This window comes from Pseudomonas mendocina, from assembly GCA_037482215.1.
GTDB classification, from domain to species: Bacteria; Pseudomonadota; Gammaproteobacteria; order Pseudomonadales; family Pseudomonadaceae; genus Aquipseudomonas; species Aquipseudomonas mendocina_E.
The window spans coordinates 3,121,343-3,135,754 of the sequence record CP148074.1; the positions used below are offsets into that span (position 1 = coordinate 3,121,343).

Here is a 14,412-nt window from a genome sequence, read left to right on the forward strand (position 1 = left end):
CAAGTATACGGGGAAAACACCTCTGTTGACCGCATAAAACATGGTTCCGCCATGAACCGATTAAATCGTTCAAGCGCTGACAAGAGGCAGTGCTCGCTCTATGATGAGCAACCTAACTTTTCCCCTGCGATACCCACATGGCCAATTCCCCGTTTTTTTGCTTGCTCAGTCACGAAGGTATTCTTGCTGTAAGTGGGCCGGATGCCGGCAAGTTTCTTCAGGGCCAGATCACCTGCAATATCAATTATCTGAGTGACTCGCACAGCAGCCTAGGCGCACGCTGCACGCCTAAAGGACGCATGCTGTCTAGCTTTCGCATTGTCAGCAGCAATGATGGTTTTTTTCTCGCCCTAGCCAGTGAATTGCTGGAAGGACAGCTTGCTGACCTGAAAAAATATGCTGTCTTCAGCAAAGCTACACTGAGTGATGTCAGTCATGACTGGTCGCGCTTCGGTCTTGTTGGGGCCGACGCCCTGCTGGCTGACCTCAATATTGACCTACCCAATGAAACCGACTCGGTTGCTCGTCAGGGCGACCTTCTAGCCATACGCCTGAGCGATGGCCGGGCGGAATTGTGGGTACCAAACAACCAACTGGACGACATTAAAAACAAACTGTCCTCGCAGCTGAAGGAAGCGCCACTCAATCAGTGGCTTCTGACCCAAATACGTGCCGGTATTGGTCAAGTCACCGGACAGACTCGCGAGCTGTTCATCCCACAGATGATCAACCTGCAGGCTGTGGGGGGCGTCAGCTTTAAAAAGGGCTGTTATACCGGCCAAGAAATTGTGGCGCGCATGCAGTATCTGGGCAAACTCAAACGACGCCTCTACCGTCTGGAGCTTTCCTCTGCCGATCTACCTGCGCCGGGCGCCGAGCTATTCTCTCCGGTACACAGCTCCAGCGTCGGAGAAGTCGTACTGGCTGCCCGTACCGATACAACCGTGGAGCTGCTGGCCGTATTGCAGGAAGATGCCGTTGTCGACGGTCGCATTACACTGAACTCAGGCGATGGACAGCCTCTGAAGCTTCTAAGTTTGCCGTATACCCTTGATTCTGATCGCGAAATTCAGCGTTAAAAATAATAATCTGCGGTTCTGCCACCGCTCCCTGCAACTGCTTCGGCAGTTAAGAGAAGTACACAAATGAGCACGCTATCTGAAAAAGTCCTACAGGATCTGACCCAGGCCATCGAGCGCGATGAACTGGTACTGCCTACACTGCCGGAAGTTGCTTTGCGCGTACGAGAGGCCGCAGAAGACCCGGACATTAGTGTCCCACAACTGTGCAAGGTTATCGGCAATGATGCCGCCCTGACTGCCCGCATCATCAAAGTGGTCAACAGCCCTCTGCTGCGCACCAACAAAGAAATCACAGACCTGCAAATGGCTGTGAGCCGCCTGGGCATCAACTACACCTGCAACTTGGCCACCGGCCTGGCCATGGAGCAAATGTTCCAAGCCACCAGTGACGTGATTGATCGCAAAATGCGCGAAGTCTGGAACAAGAGCACTGAGATTGCAGGTATCTGTCACGTACTCTGCAAAAACTACACGCGCCTGCCAGCCGACCAAGCGACACTCGCAGGCCTTGTGCACATGATCGGCGTCTTGCCCATTCTTACCTACGCTGAAGAGCACAGTGAGCTGTTGGCAGACTCAATCAGCCTTAACCACGTGATTGAGCAGATTCACCCGATCATTGGCGAAAAGATTCTGCGTACCTGGGACTTCCCGGAAATGATTGCCAACGTGCCGGGCAACTACCTGGACTTTAACCGCGACAGCAACAAAGTCGACTACACCGATATCGTTCAAGTCGCCACCCTGCAAAGCTACTTGGGTACTGAGCACCCTTACACTCAGCTGGACTGGAGCTCAATCGCGTCCTTCCGCAAACTAGGACTCGACCCAGGCCAGAACCTCAATGACGACGAGGACCTGTCAGCTGCCATGGAAGCTGCCATGACCATGTTGCAGTAACCTGGTAACGCCAAAGGCCTCAGAGCGGCTACGCCCTGAGGCCTAACCTACAGACGTAAACGTCACGCGCACCAGAAGCCCACCCGAGGCTGCCTGATGCAGGCTGATATTGGCCTGATGGGCCCGACAGATTTCACCGACAATAGCTAACCCCAATCCAGCGCCCGTGCTGCGGTTTGTCGTCCGGTAAAATCGAGCAAACACCCGCTCATATTCAGCCTCTGGAATACCAGGGCCATCGTCCTCAACCTCAAGCGTCCCAGCCGGCAGCACCCTCAAAATCACGTTACCGCCAGGGCGTGTGTGGGCCAGCGCATTATCCAGCAAGTTAGACAGGAGCTCATTTAACAGCGTGGGCTCCCCCCTCACCCATACAGGCTCTTCGGCCTCCAGCGCCAGCGCGATCCCTTTGCCATGAGCCAATGGCGCCATGGCCAGGCCCAGCTCACGGGCCAGCTCAGTCAGATCAAGGGGCTGTGCGCCGCCTTCAAGAATCGCCCTTGCTCCACTTTCAATACGCGCCAACGACAACAGCTGATTCGCCAAGTGAGTCAATTTGTCAGTACTTTGCGCGGTTGCCTGCAAAGTGCCGAGCCAAACCTCCGGCTCACTAGAGCGCAGCCCCAACTCAACCCGCGCTTTCATCGTAGCCAGCGGCGTGCGCAGCTCATGGGAGGCGTCAGCAATAAACTGCGACTGGCGTTCAAACAAGTTACGCAACCGCTCATTGAACTGATTGAGTGCCAGAATCAAAGGCTGCAACTCACGAGGCATGCTTTCAACCGGCAGCGGTCGCAGTTCATCACTGCTGCGCATATCCAGGCGACGACGCAAAATATTCAACGGCCGCAGCGCCACACTTACCGCCAGCCAAACCAGCAATAACGCGGTCAACGATAGGAACAACATACGCCACAGCGTCCCCATCAGCAGATCACGAGCCAAGCGCTCACGCGCGCCCAACGTCTCCGCCACACGAATCTCCGCCATGCCCGTCAGGTCAGGCTCACTCACCGGCTTCATCAGGCTGACGACCCGCACCCCCTGACCTAGGTATTCCGCATCGTAGAAACGAGCCAATGCCGGATAGTCCCGCGTCAGCTCAACACTGGCAGGTGGGCCTGGCAAACCTTCATAACCCGAGACCAAGGCCCCCTTGGGATCGAGGACTTGATAGTAAATGCGCCCTTCGCTGTCGTAAGCAAAGCTGTCCAACGCGATATAAGGGATATTGGCACTGAGATGGCCGTCTTCCGAATACAGCCCTGCGACCACCGCACGAGCAGACGCCAGCAGCGTTCGGTCATAGGCGGTATCGGCAGCACGCCTTGCACTCCAGTAAGCAGTAAAACTGCTGATAAGCAGAATGATGGCCAGTAAGAAGGCCAGTCGACGCAGCAGTCGACCGCGCAGGCTGCCACTTTTAAACATTGTTGGCTTCTAACAGATACCCTAGCCCACGGAACGTTACGATCCGCACCTGCCCGCCCTCCAGTTTTTTTCGCAGGCGATGAATGTAGATTTCAATCGCATCCGTACTCACTTCTTCATCCAGGCCGAACACCTGCGACGCCAGCTGCTCTTTGCTCATGACTCGGCCCGGTCGGGCAATCATGACCTCCAGGACCTCCTGCTCACGGGATGTCAGCACTAACAGCTCACCATCGAGGCTGAAGCGGCGTGTGTCGAGGTCATATACAAGGCTGCCGCAGCGCTGTTGACGTTCACCACCCATCAGAGAACGGCGTAATAAGGCTTTAACTCTCGCCTCAAGCTCGGACAGCTCAAACGGTTTAGCCAGGTAATCATCAGCTCCCAGATTAAGGCCGTGAACCCGGTCTTTCACTTCTACGCGAGCCGTTAGCATCAGCACAGGCAGGTTTTTACCACGCTCCCTCAGCCGCGCCAGCAGCTGAAATCCATCCATGCGCGGCAAGCCCACATCCAGGATGGCCAGTGCATAGTCTTCGCTGCTCAAGGCCAGATCCGCTGCAATCCCATCGTGCAGCATGTCCACTGTCCAGCCAGCGCTTTTCAGTGCTTGAGCCACGCTCTCAGCTAACTGCACATGGTCTTCAACCAGCAGAATTCGCACGAATACCTCCTGTCCTTGTCGCACCTGTCCATATCACCTGAACCAGCTCACCTAATGCCCCTTATTAAGGGGGAGGCAAGTTTACAGAGCTGCCAGAGATTGTGAATAACCACGTTGAAGTCTTGAGCCATATCAAAACTTTAATAGCTGTCAGGATAGTGAAAGGTTGGCGAAAGGTTGGACTCCTAGGATCGAAAAGTGGATGGAACTTCCGCGCTAAGACGAACGGCTCAGTGGAGAGCGTTCGTTACAAAAATAACAATGGAGACCACAGAATGCGTATCGCATCACTAACGGCTCGCACGCCAGCTTCACTGCTCACTTTGGGCCTCGCCGCTACCGCCTCACCTGCTGCCTTAGCCGACTTTATCGAAGACAGCTCCGCCTCCCTGACAACCAGCAACATTTACCTGAACCGGGATTTCCGTGAGAACAAAGGTCAGAATAAACGTGAAGAATGGGGCCAAGGTTTTATTCTGGACATCAAATCCGGGTACACCGACGGAACTGTGGGCGTAGGGGTAGATGCTTTGGGCCTGATGGGCATCAAGCTCGACTCAGGCAGAGGCACCTCCGGCACCGACCTGTTACCCACCCAAGATGACGGCGGCGCTCCTGACACCTTCGGACACCTGGGCCTGACAGGGAAAATCAAAGTTTCCCAAACTGAATTCCGCTACGGCTCCCATATTCTTGAGCTGCCCGTGGCTAAATCCAGCCAAAGCCGTTTGCTGCCACAAGTTTTTGAAGGCGGTCTGCTGACCTCCAAAGAGATTGACGGACTGCAGCTGCTCGGTGGACGCCTGACCAAAGTGGTCGATCGCGCCTCCACTAACTCTGAAAAATTGGTTCTCAACAGCAAGAACAAGCGTTTCCGCAGTGATGCCCGCGCCGATCACATGGATCTAATCGGCGCCGAGTATGCATTCACCGACAAATGGACGGGGCGCTATCACGCCGCAGAGCTGGATGACGTTTATCGCCAGCATTATTTCGGCCTGCTAGGATCCCACCCGATCGGCCCCGGCACCCTGTCCGCCGACATCCGCCTGGCCCTCAGTAAGGACACCGGTGCAGCCACAGGTGGCAAGGTGGATAACCGCGCGTTCGGCGCCATGTTTACCTACAGCTATGACGCGCACAAGTTTGGGCTTGGCTACCAGGACATGGGCGGTGACACTGGCTTTGCTTACCTCGATGGCAGTGACCCGTATCTGATCAACTTCGTACAAATCAACGACTTTGCCAACGCCGACGAGCGTTCATGGCAAGCCCGCTACGACTTTGATCTGGCCAGCATCGGAATTCCCGGATTAACCTTTATGACACGCTATATTTCTGGCGATGATGCTCAGATTGCAGGTAGCAACAAGCGCGGCAGCGAATGGGAGCGTGACAGCGAGATCAAATACGTGGTGCAAAGTGGCCCGCTCAAAGACGTCTATGTACGCCTGCGCAACGCCACATTCCGCTCAGATTTCGCCCGCGACGCCGATGAAAACCGCATCATCGTCGGCTACACCCTCCCCATCTGGTAATCACGGCAAAAGGATTTCAGCATGAAAACTTCAATCACCCGCATTGCCTTTGCCACTGCCTGCATGGCCCTTGCTGCGCCGATTTTGGCGGACGAACCTAAACGCCCTGAATGCATTGCACCTGCTGCGCCCGGTGGCGGTTTTGACCTGACCTGCAAACTGGCGCAGAGCGCTCTCGTGCAGGAAAAACTGCTAAAAGCCCCCATGCGTGTCACTTACATGCCTGGTGGCGTGGGCGCTGTGGCCTACAACGCCGTGGTCGCTCAACGCCCTGCTGATGCTGGCACCATCACTGCATTTTCCAGCGGATCACTGCTCAACCTTGCCCAAGGTAAGTTTGGCCGTTTCGACGAAGGTGCCGTGAAGTGGATTGCAGCGATTGGCAGCAGCTACGGCGCCATTGCTGTGCGCAGCGACTCCCCCTACAAAAACCTCAAGGACTTGGTTGATGCCATCAAGGCCAACCCTGGCAAAGTTGTCATCGGCTCAGGCGGCACGGTTGGCAGCCAGGACTGGATGCAAACCGCGCTGATTGCTAAGGCCGCCGGTATTAACCCGCGAGAGTTGCGTTATGTCGCCATGGAAGGTGGTGGTGAATTGGCCACAGCCCTGCTGGGCGGCCATATCCAAGTCGCCAGCACCGATATTTCTGACTCCGTGCCACACATTGCCAGCGGCGATATGCGCATCCTTGCGGTGATGTCAGAAGAACGCCTGCCCGGCAAAGTCGTGGCAGACATTCCGACCGCTAAGGAGCAAGGCTTCGACGTGGTCTGGCCGGTAATCCGCGGCTTCTATCTCGGCCCTAAAGTCAGCGACGAGGCATACGCCTGGTGGAAGAGCTCCTTCGATCAGCTGTTGGCCTCAGAAGACTTCGCCAAGCTGCGCACCGAACGCGAGCTGTACCCCTTCGCCATGACGGGCGAAGAACTGGACAGCTACGTAAAAAAACAGGTAGCCGACTACAAGAAGCTTGCCCAGGACTTCGGCCTGATCCAGTAGTTCAGCCCGCTACCGCCAACCTCGCTACGACAGACCTTCCCCGTTTAATACGGGGAATGGGCCTGCTATTGCATAAATGAGGGCATTAGCAATGTCTCAACGTATATTCGGGCTCGTCCTGCTACTCATCAGTATCGGACTGGGCATCGTTGCCTGGACGTATCACGCGCCTTTCTCCTATGAACCTGTAGGCCCACGCGCCTATCCCCTGCTGCTGCTAACCCTGACCGGGCTCGGCGCCATCTACCTGCTGATAAAAGGTGGCGAAATTGACCATGGTGAGGAAGGGCCTCTGACCTCCCACGTTTTGCTCAAGATCGGCCTCTGCGTGCTGATCATGGTGCTCTATGCAGCGTTTTTTGAAACCTTGGGCTTTGTCATCTCCAGTGCCCTTTTTGGCGTCGCCATGTCCCGGCTGTACGGCGGTCGCTGGGTCGCCAGTGTGATTGCCGGTGTGCTGCTGTCGATCGGGCTGTACCTGCTGTTCGACAAAATTCTCGATGTGCCGCTGCCCCTTGGCCTGCTTTCAGCTCTGGAGAACTAAGACATGGAAACGCTTAACTATCTTGGCCAGGGCTTCGGTGTCGCTCTGAGCCCTTACAACCTGCTGACAGCCCTGTGCGGCACACTGATCGGTACCGTCGTCGGCCTGCTCCCGGGGCTCGGACCGATCAACGGTGTAGCACTGCTGATCCCGATTGCCTTCGCCCTCGGTCTGCCACCGGAAACGGCGCTGATTCTGCTGGCTGCGGTGTATCTGGGCTGCGAATACGGCGGACGGATTTCCTCAATCCTGCTCAATATCCCTGGTGAAGCCTCTGCGGTAATGACCACCCTGGACGGCTACCCGCTGGCTCGTCAGGGCAAAGCGGGGATTGCCCTGTCAATCTCGGCCTGGAGCTCGTTTGTCGGCGGTCTGATTGCCACCTGCGGCGTAGTCATCTTTGCCCCGCTGCTGGCGAAATGGGCGGTGGCCTTCGGCCCGGCTGAGTACTTTGTGCTGATGGTGTTTGCCATCGTCTGCCTGGCTGGGATGGCCGGCAACAAACCGATGAAGACGGCGATTGCCGCCTGTATCGGTCTGTTCCTGTCCTGCGTCGGCATCGACTCCAACAGCGGCGTGTACCGTTTCACCTTCGGCAGCCTCGGTCTGTCCGATGGCATCCAGTTTGTCGTGTTGGTGCTCGGCCTGTTCTCAGTAAGCGAGATTCTGGTGCTGCTGGAGCGCACCCATCACGGTCAGAAAACCCTTGAAGCCAAAGGCCGCATGCTGTTCAACCTCAAAGAAGGCGCCTCCGTTCTGCTGACCAATCTGCGCAGCGGCAGCCTTGGCTTTATTCTCGGCATTTTGCCGGGCGCCGGTGCGACCCTGGCCAGCGCCGTGGCCTACATGACAGAAAAACGCCTGGCGGTTAAAGAAAACAAATTCGGTGATGGCGACCTGCGCGGTCTGGCAGCCCCGGAAACCGCCAACAGCGCCTCAGCTTGCGGCTCCATGGTCCCGATGCTGACCCTGGGTGTACCGGGTTCAGGCACAACCGCCGTGATGCTTGGCGCACTGACGCTGTACAACATCACACCGGGTCCGCTGCTGTTCCAGAACCAGCCGGATATTGTCTGGGGGCTGATCGCCTCTCTCTTCGTGGCCAACGTGATGCTCATCGTGATGAATATCCCGATGATCAAAATCTTCACCAAGATTCTGGCCGTCCCCTACTGGGCGCTGGTTCCGGCGATTGCGATCATCACCTCTATCGGCGTTTACGCCGTGCATGCCACCACCTTCGATCTGTTCCTGATGGTGGGCATCGGCATTGCCGGTTACATCCTACGCAAGATGGACTTTCCGCTGTCTGCGGTGCTGTTGGGCTTTATTCTGGGCGGGCTTATGGAGCAAAATCTGCGCCGCGCTCTATCCATCTCCAACGGTGAACTGGGCATCCTCTTTGCCAGCCCGATTACATGGGGCGTATGGACACTGATTGCGGTCATGATTGCTCTGCCCTTCTGGCGCAACTGGCGTAAACGCAGCCAACCAAAAGTAGCCTGATTAATGCCCGACCCGCACGAAAATCCCAAGCACATCCGCAATTGGTGGCTAACGCCGCTTGTAGGTGGGCTTGGCGGGTACCTGGCCAGCCTAATTGGCTGGCCATTGCCCTGGATCATCGGCTCCCTGTTGGCCGTTATTCTGTTCCGCTGTTTCGGCCCGGCCATCCGCGAAATCCCCGGCGGTCGGCAAACCGGGCAATGGCTTGTGTCCACCAGCATCGGCCTGCATTTCACTTACGAAGTATTCCAGCAGGTGATCACGCACCTGCCACTGATCATCATCGGATCACTCGGCACACTGGCGTTAAGCCTGATCGGCATCGTCATTCTGCGCCGGGGCGGCACGGATAAAGCCACCGCGTTCTTCGCCAGCATGCCCGGCGGCGCGACGGAAATGGTCAACATGGCGCGCGGTTACGACGCCGACTCTGCCCGAATCGCTGCGGCCCACAGCCTGCGCCTGCTGATGGTGGTGTTGCTGATTCCGGCGCTGTTCACTTGGTCGCTGCCCGCCGTGCAGCCACCTCAACCCGCCGAGGTCAACTGGCCGTGGCTGCTTGGCTTACTCTTTGCGGGTGCTGTGCTGGCCAGGGTCTGGCGACTGTTGAAGCAGCCCAGCCCGTGGATGCTTGGCCCCATCATCGTCAGTGCAACCGCCAGTGTGGTGTTTAACCTGCACTTGGGGCTGCCTTCGTGGCTCGGCCATGTGGGGCAATGGCTGATTGGTTGCGCGCTGGGCTGCCACTTCAGCCGAGAGTTCTTTCGCACTGCTCCGGCATTTATGACGCGCATCTTCGTGTTCAGCCTGCTGGCCATTGCGGGCGCTGCGCTGCTGGGGCTCGGATTGGGCTGGATCAGTGGGGTTGAGTCAGTCTCGCTGATGCTGGGCCTGATGCCCGGCGGCATTACCGAACTGAGCCTGACAGCTGAGGCCTTGCACCTGTCTGTGGCGATGGTCTCAGCCTTGCAGATATTGCGCCTGTTTCTGCAACTGTTTTTGGCAAGACCGGTGTTCAATCTGTGGCTGCGCAAGGGTGAAAAAGCCTAGCGACAATCCATGGTGGATAACCTGCTGCGCAGGCTAATACCACCCTACACTAGGTGTACGCTCCGTAGGGTGGGTAAGGCCGAAGGCTTACCCACCGCTGCACGTGTGACGTTGACGATCAAAGCTCCGGCAACTTCCAATCAATGGGCGCCAGGCCATTTTGTTCGAGGAATTTATTGCAGCGGCTGAAATGACCGTTACCGATAAATCCACGATGCGCAGACAACGGTGACGGATGCACCGACTTCAACACCAAGTGCTTAGTGGTGTCGATCAGCTTTTCTTTGCTCTGGGCATGGGAGCCCCACAGTAGGAAAACCAAATGCGGCTGGTGGGCGCTGACCACTTCGATGACCTTATCCGTAAACGGCTGCCAACCGCGACCAGCGTGCGAGCCAGCCATGGCCTGCTCCACGGTCAACGACGTGTTGAGCAGCAGCACGCCCTGATCGGCCCAATGCTGCAAGCAACCATGGGATGGGATGTCGATGTTCAGGTCACGCTTGAGTTCTTTGTAAATGTTCACCAGTGAGGGCGGCGTTTTGACGCCCGGTTGCACCGAGAAGCACAAGCCATGCGCCTGCCCTGGGCCGTGGTACGGGTCCTGGCCGATGATCACCACCTTCACCTGATCCAACGGAGTGGAATTGAGTGCGTTGAAAATCAGCGGTCCCGGTGGGTAGATGACCTTGCCTGCTGCCTTTTCCGCCCGCAGAAAATCCCCCAGCTCCTGCATGTAGGGCTTATCGAACTCCTCGTGCAACGCCTGTTTCCATCCGGCTTCGAGTTTGACTTTATCTGCGGCGCTCATGGCGGCTCCTGCCTGTAAAAACAAAAGCGGCACGCTAGAGCTCACCCCGCCCCAAGTCAACCCTGATGCAGTGCCCGATAATGGCTCGGCGCCGTGCCCACCACTTTGCGGAACAAGCGGGAGAAGTAGTACACGTCCTCGTACCCCAACTGCTCGGCCACTTGGCGAATACTTTGGCTGCCCTCATCCAGCAGACGACAGGCGTGGGCCATCTTCAGCTGAATAAAATCCTGAATGGGCGCATGCCCAGTGAGGGCACGGTAGGTTTTGGCGAAATGAAAACGCGACAACTTGAACTGCGCCGCCAGCTCGTCGAGGTTCAGTGAGTCATGCAAGTGTGCACGCATCACCGCATGCACTGCATCCACATCCAACACCCGCCCAGACTTAAGGGTGGTCCGCGCGGGCATCACCGCCAGTGAAGTCAGCAGCACCTGCAGTTGATGCGTCGCGTGGATAAAGTGCGGGAAATTCAGGCCCTGTTTGCGCAGCCCGAGCAACGCATCGAACTCTGCCAACAGGCGCGGTTGCACGCCAATGGACAAAATGGGACCCCGCCCGAGCGGCTGCAAATATTCCTCAACCAACTCCCCTTCGAAGTGCACCCAATAAATGGTCCAGGGCCGGTTTTCATCGGCCCCATAGGCATGGGCGAGCCCCTTGGGCAGCACCAGCAAATCGCCACCACTGACTGCTAATCGTCCATCCCCAATATCCAACCACCCCTGCCCTGAACGGCAGTAAATGATCAAATGATCCTCCGGCTGCAACCGCTGCATCCGGTGCTCGTGGGCATTCGGATAAAACCCCAGCGCGAGCGGGTAACAAGCACTTGTCAGGCTATGACGGAGTAACTGACGGCGCAGTCGTGGGGGCGTAATAAACCGTACGCCATTGGCCGGAAGTGGCCAGCTGGATGTTTCTACTTGTTCGATCACTCAACACCCCACGAGCACTTCAATCCCAAGATAATCCATCCACCTACCAAGATCGTCAATCCACAAACCCGCAAAAGGCGCTTATAAAAGCGCAAAACAACAACCGAATCCGTTGAGATTCGCTGGGAGAAAAGAATGAGCAAAGTAGTCGCACAACTGATCGACGGTGAATGGTGTGAAAGTCGCAGCCGTGAATTCATCGAAGTCACCGACCCTGCCACCCAAGAAGTTCTCGCCCTTGCGCCAAAGGCCACTTCAGAAGAAATCGAAGCGGCAATTGCCAGCGCCAAAACTGCTTTTCTGAGCTGGCGTGAAGTCCCGGTTTCAGATCGCGCCCGCCTGATGCTGCGCTATCAGCACCTGCTCAAAGAACACCAGGACGAAATCGCCGAGCTGCTGGCAAGCGAAACCGGCAAAACCCTGGCCGATGCCAAAGGTGACGTTTGGCGTGGCATTGAAGTGGTTGAACAGGCCTGCAATATTGCCAGCCTGATGATGGGCGAGACCATGGAAAACGTCGCCCGCAATATCGACACCGCCAGCTGGATTCAACCGCTGGGCGTGTGCGTCGGTATTACCCCCTTCAACTTCCCGGCGATGATTCCCCTGTGGATGTTCCCACTGGCCATCGCGGCCGGTAACAGCTTTATCCTCAAGCCGTCCGAGCAAGACCCGCTGACCCCAAATCGCCTGGCAGAACTGTTTATCGAAGCCGGCGCGCCCAAAGGCATCCTGCAAGTGCTGCATGGCGGTCGCGAAGTGGTCGACACCCTGCTGACGCACCCTGACGTACGCGCCATCTCCTTCGTTGGCTCCGTGCCGGTAGGCCAGCACATTTACCGCACCGGCAGCGCTCACATGAAGCGCGTGCAAGCCTTCGCCGGTGCAAAAAACCACATGGTGATCATGCCTGACGCGAACAAGCAGCAGGTGCTGAGCAACTTGGTCGGTGCCAGCTGCGGTGCCGCCGGGCAACGCTGTATGGCCATCAGCGTCGCAGTGTTTGTCGGTGACTCCAAGCAATGGATCGGCGAACTCAAAGAACAAATGGAAGCCCTGCAACCCGGCTACTGGCGCGACGGCCACTCCGCCTACGGCCCGGTGATCAGCCAACAAGCCAAACAGCGCGTGCTGCACCTGATTGCAGAAGGTAAAGCCGAAGGCGCCGAATGCCTGCTCGATGGCAGCCATTGCACGGTTGAAGGTTATCCGAATGGCAACTGGGTCGGCCCGACCCTGTTCCGCGGCGTGACCCAGAACATGAGCCTGTACCGTGAAGAAATCTTCGGCCCAGTGCTGGTGTGCATGGAAGTGAACACGCTGGAGGAAGCCATTGAGCTGGTCAACGCCAGCCCGTATGGCAACGGTACCTCTATCTTCACCCGCTCCGGCGCAGCCGCCCGTCATTACCAGCACGCGGTAGAAGTGGGTCAGGTTGGCGTGAACGTTCCGGTTCCGGTGCCGCTGCCGTTCTTCTCCTTCACCGGCTGGAAAGGCTCGTTCTACGGCGACCTGCACGCCTATGGCAAACAAGGTGTGCGCTTCTTCACCGAAACAAAAACCGTCACCAGCCGCTGGTTTGATGAAGACGACGTGAACGGCCCGAACCTGACCATTCAACTCAAGTAAACCTCCAGCCCGGCCTTTACCCACAGTGCAAAGGCCGGGCCTCAGAGGTATAAACAGATCATTGCAGAAAGGCCACAGCCCAGCGCTGCTGGCCTTTCAGGGATAACAAGTAAAACAAAGACCGGGCCCCACCGCCCGCGATGAGGATTTATGGACTACGAACTCAGCGACGAACAGCGCCTGCTGGTTGATAGCGCCCGCGCATTTGCCGCCCATGAACTCAGCCCCCATGCTGCGGACTGGGACCGCGACCACCACTTCCCGGTAGACGTCATTAAACGCGCTGCTGAACAGGGCTATCTAGGCCTGTACATCAACGAAGAAGATGGTGGCCTGGGCTTATCCCGCCTCAGCTCCTCACTCATTTTCGAACAACTGGCCGCAGGCTGTGTGGCCACAACGGCGTACATCACCATCCATAACATGGCCACGTGGATGCTGGCTTCATTCGGTGATCAGAGCCTCAAAGACACCTGGCTGGACAGCCTGATCAGCGGGGAGCGGCTGGCCTCCTACTGCCTGACAGAACCTGATGCAGGGTCCGACGCTGCCCACCTGCGCACCCGCGCCAAACGTGACGGCGACGACTACATCATCGACGGCAGCAAATGCTTTATTTCAGGTGCAGGCAGCACCGATGTATTGATCGTCATGGCACGCACCGGTGAAGACGGCGCCAAAGGCATTTCCTGCTTCCTTGTACCGGGTGATAGCGAAGGCGTGAAATACGGTCGCAACGAACTGAAAATGGGCTGGTGCGCCCAGCCCACCCGCACCATCACCTTTGAAGGTGTACGCATCCCGGCCAGCAACCGCATTGGCCCAGAAGGCATGGGCTTTGTCTACGCCATGAAAGGCCTCGACGGTGGCCGCATCAATATCGCCAGCTGCTCCCTTGGCGCAGCGCAAGCCGCACTGGAACAGTCCCTGCGTTACGTTGATGAGCGCAAGCAATTCGGCAAAAACCTCAGCCATTTCCAGGCCCTGCAATTCAAACTGGCCGACATGCTCACCGACCTTACCGCCAGCCGGCAAATGGTCCGCCTGGCCGCGCATAAGCTGGATCATCAACACGGTGAAGCCAGCCTCTACTGTGCCATGGCTAAACGCTTTGCTACCGACCACTGCTTTAACCTGTGCAATGAGGCCCTGCAACTGCACGGCGGTTATGGTTACCTCAACGATTACCCACTGGAACGTTGGGTACGTGACAGCCGCGTGCACCAGATTCTGGAAGGCACCAACGAGATTATGCGGGTCATCATTGCTCGCCGCCTGCTAGAACAAGGTGGCATGCTAGATAATCTGCTCTAAAAC

Annotated in this window: 13 protein-coding genes; 9 read left to right on the plus strand and 4 right to left on the minus strand. The window is 57.1% G+C overall.

What is annotated here, in order from left to right:
* Positions 1-137: 137 nt before the first annotated feature.
* The gene (locus WG219_14570) at positions 138-1,079 is read left to right on the plus strand and encodes a folate-binding protein YgfZ (protein WXL24538.1); all 942 of its coding nucleotides are present in this window, start codon (positions 138-140) and stop codon (positions 1,077-1,079) included.
* A 66-nt stretch (positions 1,080-1,145) separates the two neighbouring features.
* Positions 1,146-1,982 (plus strand): HDOD domain-containing protein, encoded by an 837-nt coding sequence (locus WG219_14575; GenBank protein ID WXL24539.1) that lies wholly within the window; start codon positions 1,146-1,148, stop codon positions 1,980-1,982.
* A 42-nt stretch (positions 1,983-2,024) separates the two neighbouring features.
* Here the strand turns inward: WG219_14575 and WG219_14580 are convergent, their stop codons facing one another.
* Both WG219_14580 and WG219_14585 read right to left on the minus strand, forming a co-directional pair.
* The gene (locus tag WG219_14580; GenBank protein ID WXL24540.1) at positions 2,025-3,413 is read right to left on the minus strand and encodes a sensor histidine kinase; all 1,389 of its coding nucleotides are present in this window, start codon (positions 3,411-3,413) and stop codon (positions 2,025-2,027) included.
* Positions 3,406-4,077, minus strand: a complete 672-nt coding sequence (locus tag WG219_14585; protein WXL24541.1) for a response regulator — start codon at positions 4,075-4,077, stop codon at positions 3,406-3,408. Before WG219_14585 ends, WG219_14580 begins: the two co-directional genes overlap by 8 nt.
* Before the next feature lie 275 nt (positions 4,078-4,352).
* Here WG219_14585 and WG219_14590 point away from each other — a divergent pair, with 275 nt between their 5' ends.
* The 5 genes from WG219_14590 (at position 4,353) to WG219_14610 (ending at position 9,717) form a co-directional block, all read left to right on the plus strand.
* Positions 4,353-5,615, plus strand: coding sequence for an OprD family porin (locus WG219_14590; protein WXL24542.1), 1,263 nt, complete (start codon positions 4,353-4,355; stop codon positions 5,613-5,615).
* 63 nt (positions 5,616-5,678) lie between these two features.
* Positions 5,679-6,617 (plus strand): tripartite tricarboxylate transporter substrate binding protein, encoded by a 939-nt coding sequence (locus WG219_14595; protein ID WXL28014.1) that lies wholly within the window; start codon positions 5,679-5,681, stop codon positions 6,615-6,617.
* 91 nt (positions 6,618-6,708) lie between these two features.
* Positions 6,709-7,161 carry a tripartite tricarboxylate transporter TctB family protein gene (locus tag WG219_14600; protein ID WXL24543.1) on the plus strand — a complete coding sequence of 151 codons (453 nt, stop codon included), beginning with the start codon at positions 6,709-6,711 and terminating at the stop codon, positions 7,159-7,161.
* Between the two features lie 3 nt (positions 7,162-7,164).
* The gene (locus WG219_14605; GenBank protein ID WXL24544.1) at positions 7,165-8,667 is read left to right on the plus strand and encodes a tripartite tricarboxylate transporter permease; all 1,503 of its coding nucleotides are present in this window, start codon (positions 7,165-7,167) and stop codon (positions 8,665-8,667) included.
* A 3-nt stretch (positions 8,668-8,670) separates the two neighbouring features.
* Positions 8,671-9,717, plus strand: coding sequence for an AbrB family transcriptional regulator (locus WG219_14610; GenBank protein WXL24545.1), 1,047 nt, complete (start codon positions 8,671-8,673; stop codon positions 9,715-9,717).
* Positions 9,718-9,835: 118 nt separating this feature from the next.
* Here WG219_14610 and ung read toward each other — a convergent pair whose 3' ends face one another.
* Positions 9,836-10,528: a uracil-DNA glycosylase gene (ung, locus tag WG219_14615; protein ID WXL24546.1), complete on the minus strand. Its 693-nt coding sequence runs from the start codon at positions 10,526-10,528 to the stop codon at positions 9,836-9,838.
* A gap of 56 nt (positions 10,529-10,584) precedes the next feature.
* Positions 10,585-11,466, minus strand: a complete 882-nt coding sequence (locus WG219_14620) for an AraC family transcriptional regulator (GenBank protein ID WXL24547.1) — start codon at positions 11,464-11,466, stop codon at positions 10,585-10,587.
* A 135-nt stretch (positions 11,467-11,601) separates the two neighbouring features.
* Between WG219_14620 and WG219_14625 the strand changes: the two genes are divergently transcribed.
* Entirely contained in the window at positions 11,602-13,095 is a 1,494-nt protein-coding gene (locus WG219_14625) for a CoA-acylating methylmalonate-semialdehyde dehydrogenase (GenBank protein WXL24548.1), read from the plus strand.
* Between the two features lie 150 nt (positions 13,096-13,245).
* The gene (locus tag WG219_14630) at positions 13,246-14,409 is read left to right on the plus strand and encodes an acyl-CoA dehydrogenase family protein (protein ID WXL24549.1); all 1,164 of its coding nucleotides are present in this window, start codon (positions 13,246-13,248) and stop codon (positions 14,407-14,409) included.
* Positions 14,410-14,412 lie beyond the last annotated feature (3 nt).

Excerpts from the sequence above, each read along its gene's own strand:
- WG219_14570 (WXL24538.1), top strand. The coding sequence starts at position 138 with ATGGCCAATTCCCCGTTTTTTTGCTTGCTCAGTCACGAAGGTATTCTT.
- WG219_14575 (WXL24539.1), top strand. The coding sequence starts at position 1,146 with ATGAGCACGCTATCTGAAAAAGTCCTACAGGATCTGACCCAGGCCATC.
- WG219_14580 (WXL24540.1), bottom strand. The coding sequence starts at position 3,413 with ATGTTTAAAAGTGGCAGCCTGCGCGGTCGACTGCTGCGTCGACTGGCC.
- WG219_14590 (WXL24542.1), top strand. The coding sequence starts at position 4,353 with ATGCGTATCGCATCACTAACGGCTCGCACGCCAGCTTCACTGCTCACT.
- WG219_14595 (WXL28014.1), top strand. The coding sequence starts at position 5,679 with ATGGCCCTTGCTGCGCCGATTTTGGCGGACGAACCTAAACGCCCTGAA.
- WG219_14600 (WXL24543.1), top strand. The coding sequence starts at position 6,709 with ATGTCTCAACGTATATTCGGGCTCGTCCTGCTACTCATCAGTATCGGA.
- WG219_14605 (WXL24544.1), top strand. The coding sequence starts at position 7,165 with ATGGAAACGCTTAACTATCTTGGCCAGGGCTTCGGTGTCGCTCTGAGC.
- WG219_14610 (WXL24545.1), top strand. The coding sequence starts at position 8,671 with ATGCCCGACCCGCACGAAAATCCCAAGCACATCCGCAATTGGTGGCTA.
- ung (WXL24546.1), bottom strand. The coding sequence starts at position 10,528 with ATGAGCGCCGCAGATAAAGTCAAACTCGAAGCCGGATGGAAACAGGCG.
- WG219_14625 (WXL24548.1), top strand. The coding sequence starts at position 11,602 with ATGAGCAAAGTAGTCGCACAACTGATCGACGGTGAATGGTGTGAAAGT.
- WG219_14630 (WXL24549.1), top strand. The coding sequence starts at position 13,246 with ATGGACTACGAACTCAGCGACGAACAGCGCCTGCTGGTTGATAGCGCC.